The 26,597-nt window shown below is 47.1% G+C and carries 24 protein-coding genes, 1 tRNA gene and 1 other RNA gene; 15 read left to right on the top strand and 11 right to left on the bottom strand.

Translation table 11 applies throughout. The features are described from left to right. Positions 1-51 precede the first annotated feature (51 nt). Entirely contained in the window at positions 52-378 is a 327-nt protein-coding gene (locus tag K0C01_RS00305; RefSeq protein WP_221170099.1) for a nuclear transport factor 2 family protein, read from the top strand. Positions 379-420: 42 nt separating this feature from the next. Here K0C01_RS00305 and serS read toward each other — a convergent pair whose 3' ends face one another. Continuing rightward, positions 421-1,803 carry a serine--tRNA ligase gene (serS, locus tag K0C01_RS00310; protein WP_221171151.1) on the bottom strand — a complete coding sequence of 461 codons (1,383 nt, stop codon included), beginning with the start codon at positions 1,801-1,803 and terminating at the stop codon, positions 421-423. Positions 1,804-1,935: 132 nt separating this feature from the next. On the opposite strand from serS, the gene K0C01_RS00315 reads away from it, so the two are divergent. From K0C01_RS00315 to K0C01_RS00330, 4 genes are all read left to right on the top strand, one after another. Further along, a complete protein-coding gene (locus tag K0C01_RS00315; RefSeq protein ID WP_221170100.1) occupies positions 1,936-2,856 on the top strand; it encodes an MBL fold metallo-hydrolase in 921 nt (306 codons plus the stop codon). 195 nt (positions 2,857-3,051) lie between these two features. After that, entirely contained in the window at positions 3,052-3,666 is a 615-nt protein-coding gene (locus tag K0C01_RS00320; RefSeq protein WP_221170101.1) for a SagB/ThcOx family dehydrogenase, read from the top strand. A gap of 85 nt (positions 3,667-3,751) precedes the next feature. Continuing rightward, a complete protein-coding gene (locus tag K0C01_RS00325) occupies positions 3,752-5,092 on the top strand; it encodes an AAA family ATPase (protein WP_221170102.1) in 1,341 nt (446 codons plus the stop codon). A 6-nt stretch (positions 5,093-5,098) separates the two neighbouring features. Then, positions 5,099-5,941 carry an MBL fold metallo-hydrolase gene (locus K0C01_RS00330; RefSeq protein ID WP_221170103.1) on the top strand — a complete coding sequence of 281 codons (843 nt, stop codon included), beginning with the start codon at positions 5,099-5,101 and terminating at the stop codon, positions 5,939-5,941. Between the two features lie 15 nt (positions 5,942-5,956). Here the strand turns inward: K0C01_RS00330 and K0C01_RS00335 are convergent, their stop codons facing one another. Together K0C01_RS00335 and azf are read right to left on the bottom strand one after the other, a co-directional pair. Then, complete coding sequence (locus K0C01_RS00335; RefSeq protein ID WP_221170104.1) at positions 5,957-6,934, bottom strand: DUF5787 family protein; 978 nt, start codon at positions 6,932-6,934, stop codon at positions 5,957-5,959. Positions 6,935-6,959: 25 nt separating this feature from the next. Further along, positions 6,960-7,730 carry an NAD-dependent glucose-6-phosphate dehydrogenase Azf gene (azf, locus tag K0C01_RS00340; RefSeq protein WP_221170105.1) on the bottom strand — a complete coding sequence of 257 codons (771 nt, stop codon included), beginning with the start codon at positions 7,728-7,730 and terminating at the stop codon, positions 6,960-6,962. Positions 7,731-8,415: 685 nt separating this feature from the next. On the opposite strand from azf, the gene K0C01_RS00345 reads away from it, so the two are divergent. Together K0C01_RS00345 and K0C01_RS00350 are read left to right on the top strand one after the other, a co-directional pair. Beyond that, a complete protein-coding gene (locus tag K0C01_RS00345) occupies positions 8,416-8,769 on the top strand; it encodes a dihydroneopterin aldolase family protein (protein WP_221170106.1) in 354 nt (117 codons plus the stop codon). Positions 8,770-8,809: 40 nt separating this feature from the next. Further along, positions 8,810-9,856, top strand: a complete 1,047-nt coding sequence (locus tag K0C01_RS00350; protein ID WP_221170107.1) for a DUF7544 domain-containing protein — start codon at positions 8,810-8,812, stop codon at positions 9,854-9,856. A gap of 31 nt (positions 9,857-9,887) precedes the next feature. Here K0C01_RS00350 and K0C01_RS00355 read toward each other — a convergent pair whose 3' ends face one another. Further along, entirely contained in the window at positions 9,888-10,478 is a 591-nt protein-coding gene (locus K0C01_RS00355; protein ID WP_221170108.1) for an Lrp/AsnC family transcriptional regulator, read from the bottom strand. Positions 10,479-10,850: 372 nt separating this feature from the next. On the opposite strand from K0C01_RS00355, the gene K0C01_RS00360 reads away from it, so the two are divergent. From K0C01_RS00360 to K0C01_RS00370, 3 genes are read left to right on the top strand one after another with little or no spacing between them, the layout of a single operon-like run. Next, a complete protein-coding gene (locus tag K0C01_RS00360) occupies positions 10,851-11,891 on the top strand; it encodes a 4Fe-4S dicluster domain-containing protein (protein ID WP_221171152.1) in 1,041 nt (346 codons plus the stop codon). Between the two features lie 3 nt (positions 11,892-11,894). After that, positions 11,895-13,139: an NrfD/PsrC family molybdoenzyme membrane anchor subunit gene (nrfD, locus tag K0C01_RS00365; protein WP_221170109.1), complete on the top strand. Its 1,245-nt coding sequence runs from the start codon at positions 11,895-11,897 to the stop codon at positions 13,137-13,139. Continuing rightward, positions 13,139-16,702 carry a molybdopterin-dependent oxidoreductase gene (locus K0C01_RS00370; RefSeq protein ID WP_221170110.1) on the top strand — a complete coding sequence of 1,188 codons (3,564 nt, stop codon included), beginning with the start codon at positions 13,139-13,141 and terminating at the stop codon, positions 16,700-16,702. The genes nrfD and K0C01_RS00370 overlap by 1 nt, the downstream gene beginning before the upstream one ends. A 157-nt stretch (positions 16,703-16,859) precedes the next feature. Here K0C01_RS00370 and K0C01_RS00375 read toward each other — a convergent pair whose 3' ends face one another. The 4 genes from K0C01_RS00375 to K0C01_RS00390 all read right to left on the bottom strand — a co-directional run bounded on the left by K0C01_RS00375 (position 16,860) and on the right by K0C01_RS00390 (position 19,019). Continuing rightward, complete coding sequence (locus K0C01_RS00375; RefSeq protein ID WP_221170111.1) at positions 16,860-17,240, bottom strand: universal stress protein; 381 nt, start codon at positions 17,238-17,240, stop codon at positions 16,860-16,862. 216 nt (positions 17,241-17,456) lie between these two features. Further along, positions 17,457-17,541, bottom strand: a tRNA-Leu gene (locus K0C01_RS00380). 64 nt (positions 17,542-17,605) lie between these two features. Then, on the bottom strand, positions 17,606-18,559 hold the full coding sequence (locus K0C01_RS00385) for a phosphatase PAP2 family protein (RefSeq protein WP_221170112.1): 954 nt from the start codon (positions 18,557-18,559) through the stop codon (positions 17,606-17,608). 64 nt (positions 18,560-18,623) lie between these two features. Then, on the bottom strand, positions 18,624-19,019 hold the full coding sequence (locus K0C01_RS00390) for a DUF4870 domain-containing protein (protein ID WP_221170113.1): 396 nt from the start codon (positions 19,017-19,019) through the stop codon (positions 18,624-18,626). A 293-nt stretch (positions 19,020-19,312) separates the two neighbouring features. Between K0C01_RS00390 and K0C01_RS00395 the strand changes: the two genes are divergently transcribed. Continuing rightward, entirely contained in the window at positions 19,313-19,777 is a 465-nt protein-coding gene (locus K0C01_RS00395; protein ID WP_221170114.1) for a DUF8009 family protein, read from the top strand. 27 nt (positions 19,778-19,804) lie between these two features. Further along, positions 19,805-20,923 (top strand): DUF63 family protein, encoded by a 1,119-nt coding sequence (locus K0C01_RS00400; RefSeq protein ID WP_221170115.1) that lies wholly within the window; start codon positions 19,805-19,807, stop codon positions 20,921-20,923. Positions 20,924-20,935: 12 nt separating this feature from the next. On the opposite strand, the gene K0C01_RS00405 is transcribed toward K0C01_RS00400, so the two are convergent. Continuing rightward, on the bottom strand, positions 20,936-22,618 hold the full coding sequence (locus K0C01_RS00405; protein WP_221170116.1) for a YcaO-like family protein: 1,683 nt from the start codon (positions 22,616-22,618) through the stop codon (positions 20,936-20,938). Between the two features lie 46 nt (positions 22,619-22,664). Next, positions 22,665-22,983: RNase P RNA component (gene rnpB / locus K0C01_RS00410), an RNA gene on the bottom strand. A gap of 268 nt (positions 22,984-23,251) precedes the next feature. Between rnpB and K0C01_RS00415 the strand changes: the two genes are divergently transcribed. From K0C01_RS00415 to K0C01_RS12615, 3 genes are all read left to right on the top strand, one after another. Continuing rightward, a complete protein-coding gene (locus K0C01_RS00415) occupies positions 23,252-23,854 on the top strand; it encodes a TIGR00296 family protein (RefSeq protein ID WP_221170117.1) in 603 nt (200 codons plus the stop codon). Positions 23,855-24,093: 239 nt separating this feature from the next. After that, a complete protein-coding gene (locus K0C01_RS00420) occupies positions 24,094-24,666 on the top strand; it encodes a cysteine hydrolase family protein (RefSeq protein WP_221170118.1) in 573 nt (190 codons plus the stop codon). Between the two features lie 438 nt (positions 24,667-25,104). Beyond that, positions 25,105-25,227, top strand: coding sequence for a hypothetical protein (locus K0C01_RS12615; protein ID WP_255568322.1), 123 nt, complete (start codon positions 25,105-25,107; stop codon positions 25,225-25,227). 33 nt (positions 25,228-25,260) lie between these two features. Here the strand turns inward: K0C01_RS12615 and K0C01_RS00425 are convergent, their stop codons facing one another. Next, positions 25,261-26,493 (bottom strand): CBS domain-containing protein, encoded by a 1,233-nt coding sequence (locus K0C01_RS00425; RefSeq protein WP_221170119.1) that lies wholly within the window; start codon positions 26,491-26,493, stop codon positions 25,261-25,263. Positions 26,494-26,597 lie beyond the last annotated feature (104 nt).

A 26,597-nucleotide genomic window follows, 5' to 3' on the forward strand; every position in this document is an offset into this window, starting at 1 on the left:
GGCAATGTCAATATGCAAAAAGTGATACTTGTAGGTTTCATGCTACGCACTATGACAGTAAATGATGTTGTCGAGGAGTATTATAGAGTGCTTGACGAAGGAGAGTATGATCGGCTTCAGGAACTACTAACGGAGGATTTTGTTCATCAGCGCCCCGATATGACAATAGATGGTAGAGATGAATTTCTCAATTTTATGGCCGAAGATCGACCAGAGAAGACAACGACACACGAGGTAAATGACCTTCACTCTACGGACGAGACTGTAGTTGTTGAAGGGACACTATACAAATCGAGTGGCGAAAAATGGTTTTCGTTCGCAGATGTTCACAAAATAGTAGACAGCCAAATTAATACAATTCGTACGTACACAGGCTGATTATCGGACAAATGGAGAAATAGTTATTCGGTAAATTTGTGGTTATTCTTTTCGACCTTTACCGACTGCGGCTTCACCGACAGGCTCGTGTCCTTCGATAACCTCTTGACCACCCATATACGGTCGAAGAGGTTTAGGAACAGTTACGGTGCCATCTTCATTCTGGTAGTATTCGAGAATCGCAACCATCACACGTCCGACTGCTGTGCCAGATGCATTCAGTGTGTGCAAGTATTCAGCACTTTCGTGGCGTTCAGGTCGGTATCGGAGCCCAATACGACGTGCCTGGAAAGCCTTGAAGTTAGAAGCACTTGACACCTCAAGCCAGCGGCCACCAGTATCGGGGCCATCAGGCATGTCATCACCTGGTGCCCATACCTCGACATCGTAGGTTTTTGCTGATGCAAAGGTTAGATCTCCGGTACAAAGGTCAAGAACTCGATACGGCAACCCAAGTCGTTTGAGCACCTCTTCTGCCTCGGAAACAAGTCCTTCAAGTCGGTCCCAACTGTTCTCTGGTTTGACAAAGTTTACTAGCTCAACCTTATTGAACTGATGAACACGTACAATGCCCCGTGTTTCTGTTCCGTGTTCACCGGCTTCGCGACGGAAATTCGGTGTATAAGCCTGATGCTTAAGCGGTAGATCGTCGTCAAGCAAGATGTCATCAGCATACATATTGGTGACAGGAACCTCAGCAGTTGGACAAAGCCAGAGATCATCGTCGTCATACGGCTCGTTTTCATCTGCCCCGATACGATATGCATCGTGGGCAAACTTCGGTAGTTGACCCGTACCCTCCATTGAGGTACTTCTAATTGGAATTGGTGGGAAAAGATCTGTATATCCTTGTTCACGATGGATATCCATCATAAACTGGATTAATGCATGCTCAAGTCGAGCACCATCACCCTTCAAGAAATAAAATCCACTACCAGTCGTTTTGGCAGCGCGCTGTTCGTCAATAATATCTAGATCTTCACCAAGCTCATAATGCGGCGTCACTTCAGATGGTAAGTCACGAAGATCATCAAAGCCCCATCGGCGTTCTTCGACATTATCGCTTTCATCCTCCCCAACAGGGACTGATTCATCGGGGACTTGTGGGATTTCCATCAAGCGCTCATTCAGCGTTTCAGACAATTCATCTGCCTGATTTTCTACACGCTCAATCTCTTCTTTTAGTTCTTGTGAGCGTTCAATTGCCTCCTGTGCAGCTTCCTCATCGCCCTCTTGTTTGAGTTCGCCAATCCGGTCGCTGATCTCATTCCGCTCATGGCGAAGTGAGTCGCCCTCTGCTTTTAGCTCTCGCCACTCTTCATCGATTTCAAGTAACTTGTCAACATCAACATCCTCAATGCCCCGATCCGCTAGCATCTGTCGGATCTTCTCCGGGTCATCACGAAGAACACTCCGATCAATCATTACTACTTGCAAGTTTTTGTTGCCGATAGTAAAATCATATCGGTCACGTTGGCACAAGTTGATATCACCTACAGATATCAAGACTGTATGGAATCGGTTGGTTTTTCACATTCTATTTCAAGGATATGTGATATGCAACCAGGCGACGTTGAATTAGTCGAAAAGGGAGAGTGCACAGACATCTACTATATAGACACGGGGATGTATGACACGAATGAATACGGCTCTGTATATATTATTGACGCAGAGCGACCAGCAATTGTCGATTCGGGAATTGGGACACACCATGATCGAATTCTGAGTGCCTTATCAGAGGTAGGGATATCGCTGGAGGATCTTGAAGTAATCGCGCTAACACACGTGCACCTTGACCATGCTGGAGGGGCAGGACATATCGCAAAGGAATGTCCAAACGCGACAGTATATATCCATGAAAGCGGAGCATCGCATCTGATTGACCCAACACGACTAGTTGAAGGAACAAAACAAGCCGTTCAGGATCAATGGCAATACTATATCGATCCAGAGCCAGTACCAGAAGATCGAGTCAAGTCACTCACCGACGGCGATGAAATTGACTTGGGAACAAAGACACTTGTTGCTCATCATGCACCCGGACATGCACCACATCAGGTTGTGTTTGAGTCACCAGCAGATAGTGCTGTTTTCACTGCTGATGCTGCTGGAATCTACGTTCCTAGATTAGACCGTGTGATCCAGACAAGCCCGCCGCCGCGGTTTGACTTTGAGGGAGTGATTGAAGATGTAGAAATGATTGAAGATCTTTCACCGTCAACGCTACTTTACGGACATTTCGGACCGGCTCAGACAGCTGATCGATTATCTGTGTATAAAGATGTCATTACAGAGTGGTTTAATACCGTTCAAGATCGTCGTGTTGAGTACGAGACAGACGAAGAGTTAGCAGAAGCACTGGCTGCTGAACAAGATAAACAACTCAAGGAAGTGTGGACAGATCACAAAGCAGAGGCTGAAATGAAGATGAATACACGAGGTGTCTGTACATATCTAGACTACATTAACTCGAGTTAAGGTGTTCATCCTGAACCAGGTGTCTGCACAGACCTTGACATCCTCCACACGGCTGGAGCCGTGGAATTCCTCGGTGAGTGATCTAGACCGTGCCTAACTCTGTGCTAATATTCTCCTCGCGGATACTCCGGTTCGTAGGCTTCTCTTCTCGGTTCAGTTCAAAGATACTATAATGCCTTTGTGGCGACATTAACTATGGAGCAAATTGAATTGCCTAGTGCGGATGCTGTAGACATGGATATCGCCGCTGCGATCGATCAGCGTAAAAGTGTCCGCTCATTTGCTGATAAATCTCTCGATGCGACAGACATTGGGACGCTACTCTGGGCTGCGCAAGGAATAACCCATGAACAAAACCAGATAAAAATGCGTTCGGCCCCAAGTGCAGGGGCAACATATCCAATTGAGACCTTCCTTGAAGTCAAAGAAAACGGAGTAACAGACATTGATGCCGGACTATACCAGTATGATCCGACAAAACATACATTGCGGACAGAGATCGACAATTCAATTCGAGAAACTCTCGTTCCAGCAGCAAGTAACCAGCCAGCCGTTGCTGAGGGACAAGTGACAATCGGCATCACTGCGGACTTTGATCGAACATGTAGTGAATATCCAGATCACGGAGAGCGATACGTACACATGGAAGCGGGACATATTGCACAAAACGTTCATCTTATTTGTGAAGCAGTTGGCCTGGCCTCTTGTCCTGTTGGCGCATTCAACGATGAGAAGTTATGGAAAGCATTTGATCTCCCAGAGACACTGGATCCGCTATATTTAGTTCCAGTTGGATATCCACAAGATTGAAGGGAAATCTCGTAAATACAGATTCGATTCAAAAATTCAGGTGCTTCGACGGGCTTAACTCGAACGATAACGAATTTCTTCGGGAATGAGTAATCCGGAACTTGAAGTGATTGAGCTTCTTCTGACTGCTGAGGTTTATGACGAATCAAGGGCGCTTGATGAGGATGATATACCTCCACGATATCGGCGTGTTTTCTGGTCAGAGGGGACATTCGAACGACCACTTACAGTCACAGCTAGTATAGCACGATCAGCAACAGGGATAGACCAGCCGTGGGAGACTATTTCGGGACTGATGTTTACCGAGCGGGATCAATTCTCTGGGAAGATTTCCATTAACAATCGCGATATGGCTGAGGAATGGTTCCTATCGCGCGTTGATAGTGACCGGGTTCAGTCAAACCCGACACTTGCATACCGATTTGAAGATCATGAAGACGCTCCAGAAGGGATCGATTATGAGACAGCACGGGAGAATAATCGACCAATCCGTGCTGATCGGGTATGGATCGATTCTCTCTTGGAGGAGTATTTTGACGAGGAAGAAGAGCAGGATATGCTGGATCTCGTTGAAATTCGAGCCCCAGAAGAGATTGAAACAACACTGGATGATATTGTGCTAACGGATAATCAAGAAGCGGAGATTACCAAGCTTGTGAAAGCGATTGAGCATCGCGAGTATCTTGCAGAGATTGGTCTCAAAGAAGTCGGGAAGTTGCTATTTATCGGACCTCCTGGAACGGGAAAAACGTCTGCTGCTCGGGGACTAGCGCATGAATTAGACTTGCCATTCGTTGAAGTCAAGCTTTCAATGATCACAAGTCAGTATCTGGGAGAAACTGCGAAAAACGTCGATAAAACATTCGAAGTTGCCAAGCGTCTCTCGCCATGTATTTTGTTCATTGATGAGTTTGACTCAGTTGCCAAAACCCGAACATCAGATGAACACGCCGCAGTCAAGCGTGCGGTGAATACATTGCTCAAGTCAATTGATGAAGTTAGCCTGATTGACGATGAAGTACTGTTGATCGGTGCAACAAACCATCCAGACCAGCTTGATGCAGCAGCATGGCGAAGGTTCGATGAGATTGTTAACTTCCCGAAGCCAGATGTCAAAATGCGTGAGGATATTCTTCGGCTAATCACACACGACATGGAAATCAAAGACTTTGATCCAGAGGCTGTCGCAAAGAAAACAGATGGCCTGACAGGAAGTGATCTGCGAATGGTTCTTCGTGAGGCAGTTCTTGAAGCACTGACTGAAGAGCGCACTGCACTCACTCAGAGTGATTTGATGTCAGCGATTGAAGAATTCGAACAGCGAGACACATTGAAAAACCTTGACATGATTGAGGGAGATCACGAAGCATTGATCGCAGGAGGGCTTCCGGGAGAGAGTGACTCTGGTCACTCACACAATCATTAAGATAGAATGGAAATCACGTTGCTTGGCACCGGTGATACGACTGGGACACCCACTCCCGGTTGTGAATGTAAGACTTGCGAGTACGCTCGCAACAACGGAATCTCAAGGAGTCGGTTTTCAGTCCATGTTCGGAACGAAGAAACCAATGAGTGTTTACTGGTTGATTTCAGCCCTGACTTTAGAACACAGATTCTTTCGAATGACGTTAAATTACCGGATGCAGGGATCATTACACACGTTCATTTTGATCATCTTGATGGGTTAGGAAATGTCTATAGACTTCTGGGCAGCGCTAGATCTGGTGATTACTTCCCAGTGTATGCGGCAGATGAATATGATCCAAATACTGGAGAAACAGTAGCTGAGACGATTAATGACAAGTATGCATATTTAGATTCACTGGCAGTCAACGAGATTGCACCGTATGAGACGTTTGAGGCCTGTGGGTTTGATATTACTCTTGTACCAGTTGACCATCCACCGCTATTATGTTATGGCGTTGTTATCGAACAGCAGCAGACAAAAGCAAAACTGTCGATAACTGGAGACACAAGTTTCCAGATTCCAGAACGGTCACGGCAGACGTTATCTGATCCAGACTTGTTATTAGCTGACGGTATTGTTCCTCCAGAGTTTTGTAAACACCATCCAATCGGTGGTCGAGATGAAAATGGAGATGGTGTCCCTCGGACGTTCGGGACAAAGCACATGACCCGAGCAGGAGCTGAAGAGCTGGCCAACGAATTAAACGCGGCAAATCTTAGAATCGTACATGTTGCACACTATTATCCGGTTGATCAGGCATTCGATGATCAACTCGCAGTTGACGGAGAAGTACACACCATCTAGTCAAAACGCGATCAACTAGCAGAATCGGTCTAAACCTGCTTGCTTGTGCTGGTATCCAGTCGGGTTAGCTTTCCAAGGAGTCCGACGGTCTCGTTCGTCCGTCGGGTCATACTGATGAGTCGACTCATCGGAGCGTAGCGAGCAAGATACACAGTCACCAGATGGACTGACAACTTGCTGTTTTTCTACACAGAATGGGAGACAAGGAGTCCCATGTCGAGATTGAAAGTTACAAGACTGACATTCTGGTAAAGACGAAACACGCCATCCCTTTCCGTAGGCCCGTTCAGCAATTCGCTGTCGTGCCTGTTGCTTTGCTTTTTCAGAAACAGGGGAAATCTGCGAATGGTCTGAGTTATGGCTAACTAATTCAATTCCATAAGCATTCGGCTGTAGCTGCTCGGCTTGTCGAACAACTTCAATACCATCCTCTGGGGAATACACCCATACACCGACTTCTTCCGGGATACGGTTGAGATGGACATCTGTCACTCGTGTTGCTGTCGCTAAAATCACGTTGTCAAATAGCCCCAAACTAACATCAAACTGCAGTTGATCAATTAGTTTGCCGGGAGAAGAGAGATCTGGCTTATTTTCAATCCCAATAAGATTACTATACCAGCGATAAGGATACCGAACCACCTGTCTAATCTCAGCTGTACCACTATTCCGTCTTTTTTCAATAAAGCCAATTTCAGCGCCTCGTTCAATTAGATCCTGCCGGTGCTTAACAGGTCGATCAATAGCATCGGAGGCACTCCGAAACGTACCAGGACCAATCGGGGCTTCAATAAGATCAATGGGGATTGATTCTGCTGTAAGAGAGGCTCGAAATTCGAACCTCGGGCCAGGTTCAGCGATTGCAATATCGATAATACGCCGACCAGAACTATCAACACCGGCTCCAAGTTGCCGGGCAATAATCGCGTCTCGCTGTGTTTCAAGGTAGGCGCACAACGATAATTCAAACGTAAACTCGTCTTCAAGAATCATATCGACAGTGTCGGGCGAGATTTAGTTATGTGTCTGATTTTGGAGTTCCATCGAAGTGGTACTCTGCAGAATTGTCCTGTGGGTCGTACCCGAGTTTGTCCTTCGCTCGCTCAATCGAGTAGTATTTTCGATCATTGTCACTGATCCCGTAGACAATCTCATAATCATACTCAGCTTGTAAGCAACGGTCAAAAAGATGTGCACAATCACGATGGGAAAGCCACATGGCTTGTCCGCGATCATACTCGACTGGTGGGTGATCTTCCGTGAGATTGCCAATGCGGACACAAACCATCGATATACCGTGCTTATCATGGTAATACCGACCAAGAATTTCGCCAGTCGCTTTTGAAACGCCATAAAAGTTCCCAGGACGAGGTGGTTCAGTCCCATTGAGTCGAAAGTCATCGTCTTTCTGATACATGCTAGGAGTCCGGTCATCGGTTTCATACGCTCCAACTGCGTGATTTGAGGAAGCAAACGCGATTTTTTCGACACCCGCTTTAGTTGCTTGCTCAAAAACGACCTTAGTGCCATGAATATTATTTTCAAGAACACTGTCCCATGGTGCATCGCGTCGAGGGTCACCAGCTAAGTGAATAACTGCATTGACACCCTCAACCGCCTCTCGAACTGTTTCTGGATCGGTGATATCTCCAATAACATGCTCACCCGGTAACTCTTCTGATGGTGGCGTCCGATCAAGAAGCCGCCACTCGTATTTATTACCGATCCCACTAAGGATCGCTCTTCCGACACGACCGCTAGCACCTGTGAGTAACACCGGCCCTTCCATCAATTATATACTGGAAAACCACAGTTGAATATGTGACGCTTGTCGACTACCTCAACAACAAGAAACGTATCTGCTACACAAGTCAACTACCGTTCCAATTTTCAGTAGTCTTTGGCACCAATCAGATGTTATTGGTACTGCGAGCGGCTGGGCCTCACTCTCAATTTGACCACCATCTATGTTCGTGCTTCTCGGTCGGCTCACCGGGCGGCTCGTTGGCCTTTCAGGTGACGTTCCCAGCACCAGCGGAGCGCATGGTCGGTCATCGAAGCACGCACGCCTGCGGAACGGCAAGCAAGCGTGTGGGATGCTAACTGCCACGCTGACCGCCCAGAGCGTCCGTGGAGGCCGATGGTCGCAGTCATCGTGACAGCACAAGCTTCTGCCGCCACCAAGAAAATATTTGCCACCCATAGGAACGTGATCGTTGAGTCAGTACTAACTACTACCACATCTTACTGAATCTCCTAACAGGTACACAACCCCGGGATCGAGGCCCGAGGCAATCGGCTGTTTCTTCTGTAGAGCCACATTTATCACTGGATTTCAGGGAATTGGGATCATTGGAAGAGATTATATAAAACCAGATTACAACGGTAGCGAGGCGAGTACCTACTGCGTAGCCGAGAGAGACAGTCAAGGAGCACCGACAGCTATACCGTATCGGACAAGGTAAGTCAGAACAATGGATCCAACATCTGCGGAACAAACTTGTTTTGAGGCAGGAATCAAGTTTGGAACACTGTATCATCAGTTCGCTGGTACGCCAGTAAGTACAAAAAACAAAGAGAGTCTTGAGCAGGCCATCGAGGAGGCAATCGAAAACCAGCCATTTTGTGAAGATGTTTCAGTGACATTGGATGCTGACCGTATTGAACAAGCCATTCGAGATGCACCGGGCACAGCCACATATACGGAATTGACCGGATCGTTAATGCAGGTAGAGATGATAATCCAGCGGGAAGAAACGATTGTACAGACACAGATGACAATGAAAGACGGATACCCGCTTATGGAGATCGTTGATGTGACACGCTGATCAGGAGATATTTTTATTTCCCGGGTGTTAGTATCAGGATATGTCGTTGTCGGCACTGCGCAGCGTTGGGGATGCTCTTGACGTGACACGACAGTTTTTAATGCCAATTGCTGCACGAAAAATTGGATTACTTGCATTCATTGTCGCGTTCATGGGTACTGCAGGAACGCCTGTCCCAGCCAGCCCGCAGTTTCTTGATCCGCGTCTATGGCGAGGGTTAGAACAGACACCTGCTGAGACAGACATTGTGACTGGTATATCAGTCGGGGCAATTGGAGAGATATTAGCCGTATTACCCGCGTGGGCAACCCCAGTGATTATCGGGATTCTATTCATCGGGATCCTATATCTGATTACTGGGATGCTTATGCGGTTTGTGCTAGTTGAGGCATTGCAAACCGGGACAGTACGCATTATACAGCCAGCAAAAGCACATATCCGAGATGCATTTCAGGTTGTTGTTTTCAGAGCAGTTCTATGGGGATTACTGTTGCTACCGATTGGTGGAGCAGTATCTGTCGTATTGAATCTGGGCCCTGACTGGTTACCATCGGCTCCAGCGATCGTAGCTGTCGGCGGAGTACTGGCAATAGGCTTGTGGATTATTGATGTGCTTACAATACAATTCGTGCTGCCGGTAATGATTCACAAAGGAGAGGGGATCATATCTGCATGGCGCCGATTTACGCAGCCACTTCGTGCACATTGGATTGAATACGTGGTATATGCGGTTATTCGAGTACTACTTGGAGTTGCCGTAGGAATATTAGCGCTGATCGCGGTTGCTGTTGGAATACTTAGTATTGGTATTATTCTGGGAACAGTTGCTGGTATAATTATTCTATTAAGTGGAGGACTTGGGAGCTTTGGAGCAGGCACAACAGCTATACTTGGAATACTTGGGTTCGTATTTATTGTAGCAAGTATCGTCGTCTTTGCGGTTGTGAGTGTTCCGTTCCATACATATCTTTGGTATTATGCACTGCTTGTTTTGGGGGACACCGATGAAGATCTTGATTTAATTGCAGAGCAGCGAGCTACCGCACGTGAAAATGGAGAGTTAAGTCAAGGTGGTTTCAAGCACTGAGCAGTACACTGGAATGTGTTTAGGTCGAAGATTAGTGATCTTCTGAAAGCATTTGGTACTGTTCTTCATATCGAGCATGACAAGAAGGACAACAAAACGCCTTAATTTCGCCGTCAAATCGTGTGGTTATGCCATCTTCCCGGACACGGTTGTCACAGATAGCACAGTAGACAGCAAAGTCAGTGGCACTCACAGTTGGATCCCATGTGTGATTTTCAATATGTGTGAGATCATACGACTGGATGCTGGAAAGATCAATATGATTTCCCAGCCACGATAAGATATCACGCTGGGGAGCGTTTACATGCACAATGAGTGATCCATCTGAGAGACGAAACTGTTGTTCAACTCGATCAACAGCAGAGAGAGCACTAGAGACAGATTCGATTTTACTCGGATGTGGTTGCAGTGTCAGTACAGCAGGAACAGTATACTGAAGTTTCGATCGATCGATATGTGTGGTGAAACTTTTGATGATATCCTGCTCACGGAGTCGCTCAACACGATCGGAGACAGCTGGTGGAGATAAACCTACTTCCTCAGCGATTTCACTATATGGTTTCCGCCCGTCTTCAACAAGCAGCCGTAAGATTTCAAGATCGGTCTGGTCAAGATCACGCATATTATTGGACATCAAAGAGGCTATCCAGTAGTTATTGTCGATACAGTGATTTCCACGAGGTGCTCATGTCTTGGGCACAAATCACATTTATGCCATAACGAACGCCATTCTATTTCATACAGTAAGTTTGTGTAATGATTTTTACCTGTGCTGATAGAATCAGTCAATCAAAGCCTTCTGAGGAGTACAAATGCAAATATTTTAGCGCAAAATATTGCTACTATACAAAACGAAGAAATTATTGCTGGTTAATAGTTTAGATGTTTTATCCTTATAGTGTAAGTTTAAGTTGAGCTATTAGTTCGAAATAAATAAATAACATATTTTTTAAGGAAAATTTTATGATGCCCCGTGATTGTGTTGATTGTGGACATGCAGAGCAATACTAATGACGAAACTGTTGGACCTCCACTATTCACAGAATTAGGGATTGATGAGGAAATAGAAGATGGAAGGGACATCTTGTCTGCGGTTGATTACGACACAAATCTTGGTATATCAATGGGGCAAGATGCGAGGAAGGTCTCTGAAGGAGAGTTATCGAGCGAGAGATTCTGGGAAAAATATGATGAAAAAGCAAGAGAGGAATTCGGAGTAGATTACGAGAATACACCAAATCCAGCAGTTGACCACACGCAGGACCAAACGATCGATGAGGAAGTGGCAGAAAACCTAAACTGCGATAGCTGCTCTCTTGACTCAGTTGCTGGGCATGAAAACTTGACGACAAATCAAGCAGAAACATCAGAGAACAATACTCAAGAAGATTCTGAAAATACTGATGAGGAAGGGACACCACGTTGGGGGATGGTGATTGATTTACAGAAATGTGTTGGGTGTGAATCCTGTACGACAGCCTGCAAGGCAGAAAACCGCACACCACCCGGGGTCTCTTATAATGTCGTGATGGAACGCGAACATGGAGATTTTCCAAATGTTACACGAACACATGTTCCCCGTCCGTGTTTACAGTGTGAAAATCCACCATGTGTTCAGGTTTGTCCTGTTACAGCAACATATAAACTTGACAACGGCATCGTGACAATTGATTACGATCGGTGCATTGGATGCCGGTACTGTCTGATTGCTTGTCCGTACGGAGCACGGTATTTTGATTTTGGAGAGGATTACGAGGATGAGTTTACAATAGACGGGGAGACAAAGGTGGCTGAGTATGGAAAGGAACGGACCCGCGAGGATACAAGCGGGCATGCAATGAAGTGTAACTACTGCTATCATCGGTTAGAGCGTGGAGAAGAGCCTGCCTGTGTCGAAACGTGTATTGGTGATGCACGCTACATTGGAGACCTTGATGACCCAGACAGCGATGTAGCAGAGATGGCAAATGAACAGCGTGCATTCCAACTGCGCGAGGATCAAGGGACGAATCCGAACATGTACTACCTGCAGTAAACTATGTCAACGAAAGAGTACGATTTTGGGTTTTCGAATTCGAAGGTACGTGCCGGCTGGTATGCGTTGATTCTGATCGCAATTGGTATCGGACTGTACGGTGCATACTTCCGTTTAACTGCCGGATTAGCTGAGACAAACCTGTCAGCGACAGTACCATGGGGGTCGTGGGTTGCATTTTATATTTACTTTGTTGGGTTGTCAGCTGGAGCCTTCTTAGTCAGTATTATGGCCAGCGTATTGAATATGAAGCGGCTTCATGTCATCGAGCGTGATGCGCTGTTTGTCGCTATTATTAGCATGGGAATTGCCCTTCTGTTTATTCTTGCAGACTTAGGACGACCAGATCGAGCACTGTTACCGCTCCTTCACCGGCAGGGAATGTCAGTGCTCTCTTGGGAAGTCCATGCGTATTCATTGTATGTTCTCGTTTTGATGGGAGAGCTATACTTTTCAATGCGGAAGGATCTCGTAAAGATGAACGAAAACGGGAGCGGATTACGGGCAAAGTTAGCTGGAATCCTGACTCTTGGACGAACCAGTACATCGGAGGAATCGTTAAGATTTGACCGACGGTGGCTCAAACGACTCGGGTTATTTGGAATACCACTTGCTATCTTTTTCGTCCATGGTGGAACAGGACTGTTATTCGCGGTTAATCACTCAGTCTCTTACTGGCACACAGGAATATTCCCAGTAATCTTCATCGTCTCAGCTGTCGTTAGCGGACTTGGATTAACAATTGCTCTGTATATTGCACGGGCTAAGTTCTTCGGTGAACGGTTACAAACGGAGTTGCTTGACGGATTAGGCAAGTTGCTTGGAACATTCATTCTCATCGACTTCGGGTTAAAAGCATTAGACACGCTTGTCGGTGTTTATGGAATGGCACCAGCAAAGTTAGAGACGTGGGAGCAAATCCTCTATGGGGAGGCTGCTTGGGCATTTTATCTGATGGTGACGTTTGCATGGCTTGTTCCATTGATTTTGATTAGTCGACGATCATGGCGACGATCGCCAAAGGTAATGGCTGCGGCCGGATTGAGCGTCGTTGTGGGCGTGATCGGAACACGATTTATGATTGTTGTGCCGGCTTTGACTGTGCCAGATATGGAGGGGATGCCAGCCGGAACATACAGTGCGACAATAGAGGAGTGGGCCTTGGCTGTCGGGTTAATCGGGCTATTTGCATTGCTATACACAATTGGTTCTGAGCTTCTGCCGCTAAAACCACTGGAGGATCACTAATGAGCGATAATAACAATTCATCTACGGACGGTGGAACCGACGAACAGCTATCAAGACGAGACTTTGCCAAAGCAACGGGGACTGTAGGAGCAGCTTCTGTTGGAGGATTGAGTCTCTCAACAGCCTCAGACTTTGGCAGTCGGTGGCCATGGAGCGGCAATGGAGAGCGTGGCATCGGTGATTTCTTCGAGGAATATGGAGCAGAAGACGTTGCACATACGACATGTGGCCTCTGCCACGCAAATTGTCCAATACAGGTTCGGCTTGGTGATTCAGATGCCAGTGATGAGGGAACTGGTAGTATACGAAAAATTGCTGGAAACCCGTATGCGTTTCAGATGACATATCCAAACGGACAGATTCCATATGGGTACGACTTTGACGACGAGATTGCGATGGGAGGCGGAGAAAACACTGGATCAGTCCGGAAAGACGGCTGGTCACTTTCTGGTGGACGAGTCTGCTTGAAGGGTCAGTCAGGGATGCAAGTCGCATTTGATAACAATCGAGTTAGAAAGCCGCTCAAGCGGACAGGAGACCGAGGCGACGATGAGTGGGAGGAGATCAGTTGGGAACAAGCGATTAATGAGATCATCAACGGGGATGATGATCTGGGACACGACGGGCTAAAGGAATATGAAGGGTGGATTGATCGAGAAGAGGTACAAGATGCGTATGACGAGGTTATGGATGATAATACAGACTACGATGCAGATGATTTTGCGGATGATTACGCTGATGTACTGGTTGCAGACAAGGAGGAATTAAGCGAAACCCCCGAACTTTGGGAGCTAGGCCCAAAATCAAACCAGATTGTCGATATGGGCGGATATCGTCGTTTCCACACCATACGACCACGGCTCTGGCGAAACGGACTTGGATCAATTAACAGCTACCACCATGCCGGAGTCTGTGGCATTACCTGTCTGACAGCGGCTGCTTCAGGTCATAAAGGTGGCAAAGGGAAAGGCTACCAGCATCCGGACATCAGGAACTCAGAATACATTATCGCATGGGGAGCAAATCCGCTTGTAGCAACGAAGGGGCCAGTCTGGACAGCTTCACAGATTTCAAACGCTCGACAAAACGGGCTACGACTTGATGTAGTTGATCCTCGGATGTCAGAGACAGCAGAAAAAGCTGACAAGTGGGTCCCTGTCAAGCCAGGCGCAGATGCTGCACTCGCATTTGGCATGGCTCGGTGGATTATCGAGAATCGTCGGTACGATGAAACATTCCTTACAAATCCAAGCGAGCAGGCAGCACACGAAGACGGCGAAAAAAACTGGTCCGATGCCACACATCTGGTGCTTGTTGAAAAAGACGCACACAAAAAGCGGTTCAATGAGGAACATCCAGCCCATGAGTATGACCCCGATGTTGAATTCCCGAATGGTCCAAAAGCTCGTCCAGAGGACCTTGGGATAGATGGAAGTGGATTTGTCGCTAAAGATCAACAGACTGGAGAACTCCAAGCAACAGAGGAAGCCGCATTCGATGGAGAGCTGTTTGTTGATGAAACAGTGACTGTTGATGGAGAAGACATAGCCGTTAAATCAGTATTCCAGTTGTATCGAGAACGTGCCGAACAATATGAGCTCGAAGAGTATGCAGAGATGGCAGGAATTGATGTTGAGGATATAGTTGAACTAGCTGATGAGTTTACAAGCCATGGAAAACGAGCTGCCATATTTCCATTCCGCGGGCTCGCGCAGCATCCACATGGGTTTTACAACTCCCGATCTGTACTTGCATTACAACACCTAATCGGTAATTACGACTGGAAAGGAGGGCAGATAACCCCAGAAGGAAACATTGGGACGGAGTCTGCAGAGTATAATAAAGGCAGCGGACGATTTGATCTTGGAGCAATTCCAAACAAACACGACAAAGATCCTAGAGCACCGTGGGGTGTACCGCTTACCAAAGGGGGGATGGTCAACTATGAGGAGAGCCCATTCTACGATGATGGCACGTCCCATGAAGCGAATTATCCAGCGGAGAGACCATGGTTTAACCTAAGTGTGCAGGAGATTCAAGAAGTATGGCCAGCGGCAAAAGAAGAGTACCCGTATGGAGCTAAGGCTCTTATGTTTCGCGCATATGGAGCAAATAATGTCACTTCTGCATCAGCCGGCGATACAATTCCGGAGATCATGCAGGATCAAGATAACTTCGAGTTGATTGTTGCGTCAGACGTAATTATCGGAGAAACAAGCCGGTACGCAGATTACATCTTACCGGAGCCAACGTATCTGGAGCGATGGGAAAGTTTCGATGCGAATCAGAACAAGGTGCTCAAAGACGCAAAGATTACGCGCCCAGTTACCCGTGCGTTTGGTGAGATACCAGAGGAGAATCATCCGGATGAATATGACGGACCTGTCCCGTTTGAGAACGTCCTTATTCACATGTGGAAAGAGATGGAACTCCCCGGTGTCGGCGAAGACGCAATGATGGACGACCCCACATACCGAGACGAACCAGAGACATATTCACTTGATCGAGCAGAAGATATGTGGCTCAAACTGGTTGCAAATGTGGCATATGATGAGGACCCAGTTGCACAAGCAGACGAGGAAGAAATCGAACATCTTGAAAGGTCAGTTGAGAAAGGATTGGGGACGACAACAGCAGGCAACAGTATAACTGAAATGTGGAAAGATGCGCTTAATACTGAAGAGGATTGGCGGCGCGTTGTTACGGTATTGAATCGAGGAGGCCGGTTTGAACCACCCGCAGAGTCGGAGAAAGAAAGTTATGAAGAAAAATTCGATCGACACGGGTATGATCAGGAATATGTCGACCGAGATCCGGACAGCAATGCGTATGATGGGGACCACATGAAATACCGGCTCGAAACGCGAGCAGACTTCTATGATGAAACGCTTCCAGAGCAGTTCCATTCTGCATCTGGTGAACCTCTTGATCCAATGCCAGCAGTCTGTGATGGAGAATTTTACAATGGAGAGACACAGTTACCGATCGTCAGTAGTGACGACGCCCGAGAATCACACGGAGACTTGCAACTCATTAATTGGAAACAGACAGCCATGGGGATTCAACGAACAATCGGAGCACCGTGGCTTCGTGAAATACAGGCAGAAAATCCCCTTTGGATCAATCCAAAAGATGCAGACGAGCGGGGTATAGAGGATGGGGACACCGTTGTTGTGCAGAATCAAGACCGGGAAAACAACGATGTAGGAGCCAAAGAAGAAGTAACTGCTACAGCCCGAGTTACAGAAGGAATCAGACCTGGTGTTGTCGGAGGTGCATTTGCATTTGGTCGCGAAACAAATGGAGCAGTTGGAGCAACAATTAACGGCGACGGGGACAGTGCCAATATGCCAGAGTCACCAGTCGATGACTACGGCCATTTTGACCATGACCCATATGATCCTGCTGAAGACACGACTGGGTACGCCAAAGGTCAAAACACCGGATTTGCGGTTAACCATCTAATGGACATTGATCCGGAGCTTGGCGATACGGGAGTAAGCGATGTTATAGGCGGAAGTCACGCACAGTATAGTACATTTGTCGACGTCGAAAAGGCGTGAAGTGCCGCACCAAGGTGGCTCGTGGGACTTGCACTGCTATCTTCTATAAGCAAGAAATACATCTGACCGCGAACAGACCTCTTTGATTGTAGCTGTTTCTCTAGTTTGCTCTAGGAAAAGCTGACGCAAAGAGCAAACAGAGAACTGAAAGAAGTAGCTATTCTTTGACAACCGTAACGGGTACATCGACAGATTCCATGACAGATTCTGTTGCACTACCAAAGAGAATCTTTCCTGAAGTTGTCTTTTCGCGTCCAACCATCAGGACATGATCAACATCCAACTCCTCAACTTGGTTCACGATTTCTTCTGGAGGATACCCATTTTTAATAGTAGTCTCAACTTCACATCCTGCTTCCTCCAGTTGGGCAGCGGCTGTGGTAACGCTTTCTGGAGCTTCGGTGGCACCGTTTTCAGATACATAGAGAATCGTTGACCGAAGATTATCAGAGTCAGTCGGAAAGTCACGAACAGTATTTACCGTTTTCTTTGCACGATGGTTACTTTCGTCGATTGGTAAGAGGAGGTGGTACATCATCGACAGGTTTGTCTGGGGTTAATAAAAAGGTATGAGTTCTCGGTCACCACTAGAGTAGTACATCAATTGCTCTGAACCGCCCTGGACTGCTCCGACTGTAGAGTATCCGGTGCTGTGTATCTCGACAGAAGTATCTCTGTGGGATCGTTCTTTCTGGAAGTTTGCGAGGGAAGAAAAACTCCCTTCAGGGGTCATGCAGAGGTTATTTATTTCCTATGCGAGGGAAGGGATTCGAACCCTTGGACCCCTACGGGAGCGGATCTTGAGTCCGCCGCCGTTGGCCAGGCTTGGCTACCCTCGCACTTGTACGCACATATTGATATACGTTGAAGCCTATTAGTTACAGCGATTCAATGTGACATAGGTCAGGAATGAGTTTGTGGTGCTGAAGTTAGTCGCTGGGTTTCTTTTCGAATTAGATGAGGGACGATAAGGATAATTCCAAATGCTACCCCGGCCCACAACATTGTCACAAGCGGATGGGTGATGGAGGTATGAATAGCATACGCAATCGAAAGGAGAACACCAGCTCCTGCAAAAACAGGCATAGTTGTCTTTCCGCTAACATTAAACTGCCAGTCTGTCCGCTGCCCAAGATACAGGGTGACCATTCCACCAACTGCACCTCCAAGGGCAATGTTGCGGTTGCTTCCGAGTATTCCCTCCCAAGCTGGAACAGCAAATCCGTTACTATGAACCCATACACCAAAGAACGCGAGGGCTGCAGCGAACGCAAATACAGCTAATGTACCACGGTCGAAGTGTCGGCGGGTGCTAACAACAGTTCCAGCTAAAATTATCCCCAGTGCAATCCCGCCAATAACATCAATAGGATAGTGCACAGCCAAGGCAAGGCGTGAATAACCGACAAGACCAATAACAGCAGCTCCGACGAGAGCACGATTTCGAAGGGTACTGATTCGAAGGTCAAAGATCATCAGAGTAATAATTGCCGTTGCGATCATTGCATTTCCGCTTGGGAAGCTTGTTGTGGTTATTCCTGCTCCATGGCCATGCAGCCATGAGAAAACACCGGGAAACCACTCTGCACTAACATCAGCAACTATTGGCGGACGATCAGCTGAGTTTAGAGACTTGATCCCACCCATCAGCCCGTAGTATCCACATACTGTCGCGATCCATGTAGCCATACGGTTCGGGGCCCAAAAATATGCGAGAATAACGGCTGGAACGACGACATAGACGCTACCAAGATGTGTGAGTACGGTGAGAACTATGCCAATTGCTTCGGGAGTTCCATGTACAATTGTCTCCAAAATTGCATCCTCAAACACAGGATGCCAATCACCGTTAGACATGTAATAGTATTAATTTGTTGTATGTATTTGAGTATTCTGGGACACTACTCAGAGGAGAAATTAGCTAAAATGTCCGTGATACCGAGGTGGTCTCTTTGATTCGGAATGCAACAGGATATTCCCATACTTTGCCTTGTAGTGCGCGCACGACGGCGACTGCTGTAAACAGTAATGTTCCACCAAGCATGATAAGACCGATTATTGGCCCCCAGATTGCCGGGCGAAAGTCAGAGAATAAGACTGCAATGCCAGAAAGGAATCCGGCAACATACATCCCTATACCGAAGGTCAGTTGCCAGTTTGCAGCGTGTCTGGCATGTTCTTTTAGATAATCGGACCGGGAGAGCCACATAACAACAAGTGGACCAATTATCCAAGTGAGCAAAGCAAGAAGGTGAATACCTGCTGCAAAGATCCGAGGACGATAAGAATCCGCGGGCGGTAAAGACTTGTTTTCCATGTACACAAACTATCATGTACAGCGTATGAAAATACTGGTTTAGCGTCAACTGTCCTAGAGAGATAACCTTGGTATCTTCCTCAGTGCACCATGTGAACTACCCCTGCCTACTCACTCACGGCTATCGCCGGTCGCTCCTTGAGGTGGGGGCTTCTCACCCAATCTGCTAATCAAGTATCCTGTAAAAATTCCCTAAAAGTTTCCACGATATTCGACCTATCTATCAGCAGAAATGGGAAGAGGTAGCTAACGAATGCTTAAGTAGACCAATATGTGATGGATATGTGATGCAGATGTCTGACCTGACGATATTGCAGTCTGTTGCAGTGCATCGTGAAGATATCGTACGTGCGTATGAAATGCAAGTGCGTAAAGAGGAAAAGGCGGTCCTTCGGGTTACACCTCCATTTAGCGCTAAAATGAGAGGCCGGATCCACATTGAGTCAGATGATGACTATATGGTGGGTGATGATAGTGGAAAGCCAGTACATATTTCTCCAGAAATCTTGCTTAACGACCCACCAGTATTTCCAACACCAGACGAAACCGCTGATCAGTTACGATCAGACCCGGATGTAAAATACACTCGTGATCGACATCATCAGCTCCACGAAGAACGGGTCAATCAGTGGAGAGAAACGATTGCAAATTCGATTGCTAATCAGGCAACGATCGGGGTTGCAGGAAATGAAAACCAGCAGCAAGTGGACATAATTACTCTTGGTTCTTGGCCACCTAACAATACATCAGAACGCTAAAGCGCATTGACTGCTGGTATGACGAGTATGGACTATGATCGTGCTACCGCTGAGCGAGTTTGGTTAGCTATTACTGGTGGAATAGCGGTAGTATTAGTTTTCGGGTCAATATTCGCTGAACGACTCGTATATGATCGATTTATTTGGCAATACTTCTGGGGTCCCGTTGTCGCAGATGGGAAAGGAGAGGATTGTGTTGCACGTCAGGACGGGGAAACAGTAGTTCCAGAAACATGCACAACAGCAGAGGGAATCGTTGCAGAACCTGGATATACAGTTATTTCAACAGCAAGCTATGGGATAGTGTTGGTATTGCTATTGATTGGTGTGTACTTTCTTGCCGTCCGATTAGACATCGGAGACTCATTGAGTATCATATATGCTCTGTTTCCATTTGTACTGTTAGGGGGGGTACTGCGGACGGTTGAAGATGCGAGTTTAGCTGTACTTGAAGAAACAGGAACTGCTGCAATTGCATTCCCTTACTCTGCCATTCTGATCAGTCCACTGATCTATTTTTTCATGTTTGCTCTTGCGTTGTCTGCGTTGGGTATTAGTATTGTGCTGGTAAGACAAGGAATAGCCAGACGGTATGAGTATCCTCTTGCTGGGATTGGATCAATGCTATTAGGCGGAGGCTTAGCGTATCTGGGTTATCTAGCAGTTACAACCGAGGCACTTGGATTTACTCTCTCATTTCTCGTTATAACGCTTGTAGGAGCAACAGCCATTACTGCTGTAGCTTGGATTGTTATTGATCGATATTTCCCTGTTGTAAACTCTGGGACAGGATACGTTGGTGCAGTAATTATCTGGGGACATGCAGTTGACGGGGTTGCAAACGTACTCAGTCTTGACTGGGCAGCAACGTTTGATTTACCGGAGTACGGGCCTAAACATGTTATCAACAGTGCTGTACAGGATATTACTGCGGTAGTTCAGCCGACATGGCTATCGGATATGATCGGAGTTACGTGGCCGTTTCTGCCGTTGAAAGTGATTGCAGCTGCTATTGTAGTCTATGCTTTCAACGACGAGCTATATGATGAATTGCCTCGATATACAGTTATTATGTTACTTGCTGTCCTTGCGGTCGGGCTTGGGCCAGGAACTCGTGACATGCTTCGGGCTACCTTCGGAATATAGCGATCCTCTAGTTTAGGGATATGGATGGTGAGGGTGATCTGGCATAAAAGAAGCCCCAAATGTATTTGGAACCGTAGTAATTCGCTCGCTAAATTGTTCGGTGTTCATAAAGAGTGGTTGAGCCGCTGGAACAACAACACGAACCGCTTCGAAGCTAAGCGAATCAAGATCAACGGTCGTAATACGGGAAGCATAGGCTGTCAGTCCAAGGCTAGAGATTTGGTCAAGCAGGAATTGAAGCCCCATGTTCTGTGGATCATGCTCCGGATTTCGGGCAGATATAGACTGATCAGGGCCAACGTATTCAGATATCGTGTCCGGATGATTACTGTAATGGCCAATCTTTCCGCTTAGTGTTGCTGCTTTTTCTTTTCCGGCCGATCGAAGTTCCATCCAGTTCTGGAGTGCTTCAGAGAGAGATCCAATTGCTGCGTCAGTATATGTACTGGCGGCGTCAGCACCGATAGCAAAACGCGGCCAATCATCCCGGTATACTGCAGTACTGACCACTGGGATATCACTATCATGTCGGACTCGAAGTGGTGTAACTTCTAATCCCTCTGCACGGGCACGTCGGGCAAGCGTATTGAACGTACTATCCTCAATTTCAAGTCTATGAGGAGACCCACTTGCATACCAATCAATCATCGTTGCATCTCGCTCGATAACTTCGGTAAGACCAGAAACAACTGCTTGTGTCAGAGAAGTTCCTACACCGAGTCCAGTGGTAATTGGATAAAGATACCGAATTTCTGGTGGGGGAAAATACACGGCTTCTGCTGGTATCCAGACTTGATTCTCGTTATGTAGATTAATACCACGGCGCCATCGTATGGCTGTATCAGAATGTTGGTCAGGCGCGTCGTCAGATGCACTTGCGAAAGCGGCTGGTGGAACGCATCGTTCAAGCTCCGATGGTGTATCTGTGTGTAGATCTTCTGCTTGATAAGTTGCTGCAGCATGCCGCTCAAGTGCTTCACCAGTTGCCTTCATATATGCCTCATTCCAGTCAATTGCAACACCGGCAGCCTGTGCTGGAATGTTACGAGATGTAAATCGTTCAGGATTACTCAGTGTCGAAAGGTAATACGGAGCTGGAAATGACTCAACTTCTCCGACATTAGTAATAATACCGACACGATCATCAACAGCTAACTCAGCTCGATTAAGTGCTTCCTCAAGTGTAACATCTTGGTATGTCAGTTCAAATTCTCCGCTTGGTGGAGAAAGACAACCGCACGCCGGAGAAGGGGTAAATCGACGACGACGCTGAGGATATTCGATAATATGTCCAAACACCTGCGAAGGAGCATTAAGCACTGTAACAGCAGCCAGTGCGCCCAATAGGAATGAACCACCAGTATGAGTCGAACGATCAGAGTTGTCCTGCGAATCTGAAATACGGTCAGTTAAACATTGATAGCAGCCGGTTGCTGGTGTAAACCCGGCGATTGATCCGTGAACATCTCCAACATTAGCACCAGCAATACCACTTTCCTGAATCGCGATCCACTGGTCAAATTTTGCATTTGCCTGGGAAAAGATATCGTCATCAACAGCACCAGCTACAACACCGATCACATTCTCAGGAGATTCATTAATATTCCCAAACTCTACATTACTCTCAGAATGTGAAACGACCGCTGAAAAGGCATCAATTGCTGTATCTAATGATCCTGTGGCATAGAATTCCATACAGTATATCTTAATGTATCTATGTGGCTCTAAAAGTAAATAACAATGGTGAGAAGAGTAAGCCCCCTTCTGTTTTTGGCATTTAGCTAAGCGTCGGCACCACTGCCAAGCTACCTTTTTGGCGCCGACTTGCACCAGTGGGGTTTCGCCGTTCCATCGATCCTTCCTGATCTATCCTCGGCTGGTTAGCTCCTGATCCTTTCGGAGTCGTTCGCAAGCCTCATTGGTTACGGGAAGACGTGTCGTTTCTGTTCCAGAGCCGGCAGTCTCCTGCCCCAGGCTTGTGCCTGGCCACCCGCTTGGCGGTGGGGGGACTTTCCTCACGCGTATCGAGTGATACCCGCGGAAGCCATGCTTTCTCTCCATGCAATAATACGTTGCCAAAGTAATTATCGGTGTTGGTTCTGAGGTCCTCCCGCCGCCGAAGCGTGATCCTTGATCTCTTCCACACGGCTAAATCTGGTGGGCGTTCACCTCGCAACCGCTGTAATCCTGAAACATTCACCCAGATATTCATAAATGTTGTAACTACAATCAAAAATAATTCAAAATACTGGTATGCATGTGATATCTGGTATTGAGACGGGGAACCACATCGCCAAGTTGAAGGATGATTCTCCCATTGATGTGGCTATGGCTAAAGCCACGGGGGCGACATTGACATATGAAGATGGCGCTCAAGCGGTAAAATTGGCACGTGAGGCAGTCGAATCCTTTGTACAGAACGGGAAACGGGAGCATCCCGGAAGTATGCGTGATGCATTTTACGCCAAAACAGGGGCATTTGTGCGACTTGAGTCAACACGAGGACGAGGAAGTTTACGTGGATGCGCCGGTAGGTACGGTATCGATGAGCGACTAGGGCACGTAATTGTTGATGAGGCAATTCGAGCAGCAAGTGATGACTCATGTGGGTCAGAAGTCACGACAACAGAACTCGATAGTATTACAATCTCATTGTACACAGTTAATGAGCGTATTCAAGCTGAAGACCCTGTAGAAGATCTACAGATTGGTACGCATGGTGTTGCCATAGAGAGTGAGAAAGGAAGAGGATGGTTGTACCCTACAGTTCCGGTTGAGCACGATTGGAGTCCAAGAGAGTATCTTGACCGAACATGTCGAAAAGCAGGTCTACCGCCGAACGAGTGGAACAGCGATTCAGCGCGCGTTATTCTATTTGATGGGCAAATATTTAGAGAGCGAGAACCAAATGGGAGCATCCAAGAGTTGTGAGAGCGCGATTCTGAGTTGTCCACGAGATGACCAGACCGAGTAACACGGGGATTGATGCCAAAGTCGTAGACGATATTACAGCGGTTGCAAGGCGATATTCTCACCGGGGATCGGGTATTGTAAATTCAAAATTACAGTTCTCAAACCACATTGAGCAGCCAGTCTGTTATTTGAACAGCCATCTCATGGAAGATCATGTGTAGCGACAGAGCAATTTGGAAGCAGCCAGTATAACGGATATGTCCCTCGAAAGTGATAAGACAGCAATTATCGTGGTTGACATGCAAAATGGATTTTGTCATCCAGATGGCAGCCTATATGCGCCAGAAAGCGAGAACGTGATCGAACCAGTTACGGAACTGGTATCGAAGGCTAAAGACGCGGGCACACAAGTGATTTACACGAGGGATGTGCACCCTCCTGAACAGTTCGAAGACGCACATTATTATGATGAGTTTGACCGGTGGGGAGAACACGTTGTGGAAGGATCATGGGAGGCGGAATTAGTCAATGAGCTTCCAGTAGGTGAAGAAGACCATGTCGTTGAAAAACACACATACAATGCGTTCTATCAGACAGAGCTGGATGGGTGGCTATCAGCCAGAGGAATTAATACGCTTGTATTCTGTGGGACGCTGGCAAATGTCTGTGTCCTACACAGCGCTGGGGCAGCTGGGCTAAGGGATTACCGCCCGGTGTTGATTAGTGATGCAATTGGATACATCGAAGAAGATCATAAAGAGTATGCGCTTGATCATGCTGACTGGTTATTCGGAGAAGTAATGACGAGTAAGGACATAATGTTCGGTTGATATCTATTGTTGTCAACTGTGTCAGGCCATCCGCCTCTACAGAGAACCAAGCCAAGTGCCTTGCGGCTTGACCCCGAGATACTTCACAACCTGTGAACTGCCTTCCCTTACTTGCAACCATTTTCCGGGGCCTTGCAGGAGGAGACATAGCGCCCTCACCGCACCGTTAGAGTATAAAAATTGATCGCGAACACTTTGTAAACATCTCTTCCGCTCTACAACGATAGCAGGCAGAGTGCATTTGGATTGTACGGAAAACTGCGTCTTCCGTGATGACGATACAAAAGGGGATCTCGAATCACTTGTCACCGAGGCAGTTGGCTGGAACGGGTTATCACCGGAAAGCGATTCACCTTGGACCGCACAAATCGTGTGACGTCAACGCAGAGATAAAGATAATGAAAAACAATTATATATTTGCAGAATAATATAACAAGTATGTCGACAAAGCAGTCGACACCTACGACCTCACGGCATCGATGCGAATGTGGAGAAACATTTGAATCTACAGAAGAGCTTCTTGAACACGTCCGTGAGGTACACCGATTTACACCGCTTTGACTGCTTTAGTGCTAAAAGTATAGTTATTTTCTGCTATCGGTCACTTGACTCAAGCAACCACCCGAACCGTTTTTCCCAGTGTTCTTCACTTGGTGGTTTCTTGCTCTGACCGTGTGTCTTGTGATCACGCAGTCGTCGCTCCATTACGTCGCGTGCTTCGTTTAGTGCCTGTTTGGCACCGAAGCCTTCTCCAGAAGCCATGAATAACCCTCGATCAGTATATAGACGCATTCGAGCAAGAATTAGTGGGGTCCCCCGGCGTTTTTCATCGTGCTTGTGAAGGTGAATCTTTGCATCTAACACACTCATGCCTCCATCGCGCTCATCAAACTGATCGACCATATTGACGACCCAGTCATAGTCGATCTGGTCCAGATACTCGGTCCCATACACCTGCACACCACGGTTGCCTCCGGCCTCCCATGTCAGGGAGTCAAGAACGTCGGTTGTTGTTAAAATCCCGACCGGGTTCTCGTTGCTGTCAACGACAACAAGCGATGCGCTTTTGGATTCGAGCATTCGCTTAGTTGGTGCATCAAGTGTTTCATTTAGCGTCGCTGTTCGTACTGGAGAAATCATCATATCACGGACGGGAAGATCTAGAATCCGCTGACTTTCACCTTCACGTGCGCCGTATCCGCCACGGCGAGATCGAGCAGCGCTGCTCGAAATCTCACCGCCATGTGGATCCGTGCCGCCTGGATCTCCACCTTGGCTCTGAGATGTTGATCGAACAGTAACATCCGTAATATCGTAAAGGCTGAGGATACCGACCGGTGAGTTGTTCTCGACAACAGGAAGGTGTGTAATCCGATTTTCACGGAGTACATTCAATGCTTTTGAGAACTTTGTATCAGGTTCTACACTGACTAATTCCTCAGTGTATGCATCTTCGACAGTTACTGCATCAAGATATGACTGAACGTGCTCTAAGATTGCATCTGACGTAACTGCCCCAACCATTTCGTCTCCCTCGATTACAGGGAGAAAATGCGAATCACTATCAATCATCAATTGCGCTACCTTGCGAATTTCCTCATCTGGTGCAAGCTGTGGAACGTTACGAACAATTGACGCAAGCTTCTGGTCGGGTTGATGCTGGGTAGTTGCGAGTTGTCGACGGGTAACAACTCCCTCAAACCCTTCATCTGACTCCACAGCAACGCCTCGTACTGACTGCTCTTCAAAGACTCCAACAAGTTTCGACACTTCTGTATCCGGCGTGAGCGATTCATAGTCGCTCGACACAATGTCGGCAATGTCCATATCAGAATAATTCCACCTCTAGCGTTTAACTCTTATCGGTCAGTCTCAACCATCGCCGGAAGATACAGAGATTGACATAGATACGGCGTCAGCGTTTATAAGGA

The organism is Salinarchaeum sp. IM2453, from assembly GCF_019693215.1.
Lineage (GTDB): Archaea > Halobacteriota > Halobacteria > Halobacteriales > Salinarchaeaceae > IM2453.

Coding starts and splice junctions, on each gene's coding strand:
- K0C01_RS00350 (WP_221170107.1), top strand. CDS start 8,810: ATGTCGTTGTCGGCACTGCGCAGCGTTGGGGATGCTCTTGACGTGACA.
- K0C01_RS00420 (WP_221170118.1), top strand. CDS start 24,094: ATGTCCCTCGAAAGTGATAAGACAGCAATTATCGTGGTTGACATGCAA.
- K0C01_RS00390 (WP_221170113.1), bottom strand. CDS start 19,019: ATGGAAAACAAGTCTTTACCGCCCGCGGATTCTTATCGTCCTCGGATC.
- K0C01_RS00360 (WP_221171152.1), top strand. CDS start 10,851: ATGCAGAGCAATACTAATGACGAAACTGTTGGACCTCCACTATTCACA.
- K0C01_RS00370 (WP_221170110.1), top strand. CDS start 13,139: ATGAGCGATAATAACAATTCATCTACGGACGGTGGAACCGACGAACAG.
- K0C01_RS00415 (WP_221170117.1), top strand. CDS start 23,252: ATGGCTAAAGCCACGGGGGCGACATTGACATATGAAGATGGCGCTCAA.
- K0C01_RS00425 (WP_221170119.1), bottom strand. CDS start 26,493: ATGGACATTGCCGACATTGTGTCGAGCGACTATGAATCGCTCACGCCG.
- K0C01_RS00385 (WP_221170112.1), bottom strand. CDS start 18,559: ATGTCTAACGGTGATTGGCATCCTGTGTTTGAGGATGCAATTTTGGAG.
- K0C01_RS00345 (WP_221170106.1), top strand. CDS start 8,416: ATGGATCCAACATCTGCGGAACAAACTTGTTTTGAGGCAGGAATCAAG.
- azf (WP_221170105.1), bottom strand. CDS start 7,730: ATGGAAGGGCCGGTGTTACTCACAGGTGCTAGCGGTCGTGTCGGAAGA.
- K0C01_RS12615 (WP_255568322.1), top strand. CDS start 25,105: ATGTCGACAAAGCAGTCGACACCTACGACCTCACGGCATCGATGCGAA.
- K0C01_RS00375 (WP_221170111.1), bottom strand. CDS start 17,240: ATGATGTACCACCTCCTCTTACCAATCGACGAAAGTAACCATCGTGCA.
- K0C01_RS00395 (WP_221170114.1), top strand. CDS start 19,313: ATGTCTGACCTGACGATATTGCAGTCTGTTGCAGTGCATCGTGAAGAT.
- K0C01_RS00315 (WP_221170100.1), top strand. CDS start 1,936: ATGCAACCAGGCGACGTTGAATTAGTCGAAAAGGGAGAGTGCACAGAC.
- nrfD (WP_221170109.1), top strand. CDS start 11,895: ATGTCAACGAAAGAGTACGATTTTGGGTTTTCGAATTCGAAGGTACGT.
- K0C01_RS00330 (WP_221170103.1), top strand. CDS start 5,099: ATGGAAATCACGTTGCTTGGCACCGGTGATACGACTGGGACACCCACT.
- K0C01_RS00335 (WP_221170104.1), bottom strand. CDS start 6,934: ATGATTCTTGAAGACGAGTTTACGTTTGAATTATCGTTGTGCGCCTAC.
- K0C01_RS00355 (WP_221170108.1), bottom strand. CDS start 10,478: ATGCGTGATCTTGACCAGACCGATCTTGAAATCTTACGGCTGCTTGTT.
- K0C01_RS00305 (WP_221170099.1), top strand. CDS start 52: ATGACAGTAAATGATGTTGTCGAGGAGTATTATAGAGTGCTTGACGAA.
- K0C01_RS00325 (WP_221170102.1), top strand. CDS start 3,752: ATGAGTAATCCGGAACTTGAAGTGATTGAGCTTCTTCTGACTGCTGAG.
- K0C01_RS00405 (WP_221170116.1), bottom strand. CDS start 22,618: ATGGAATTCTATGCCACAGGATCATTAGATACAGCAATTGATGCCTTT.
- K0C01_RS00320 (WP_221170101.1), top strand. CDS start 3,052: ATGGAGCAAATTGAATTGCCTAGTGCGGATGCTGTAGACATGGATATC.
- serS (WP_221171151.1), bottom strand. CDS start 1,803: ATGATTGATCGGAGTGTTCTTCGTGATGACCCGGAGAAGATCCGACAG.
- K0C01_RS00400 (WP_221170115.1), top strand. CDS start 19,805: ATGGACTATGATCGTGCTACCGCTGAGCGAGTTTGGTTAGCTATTACT.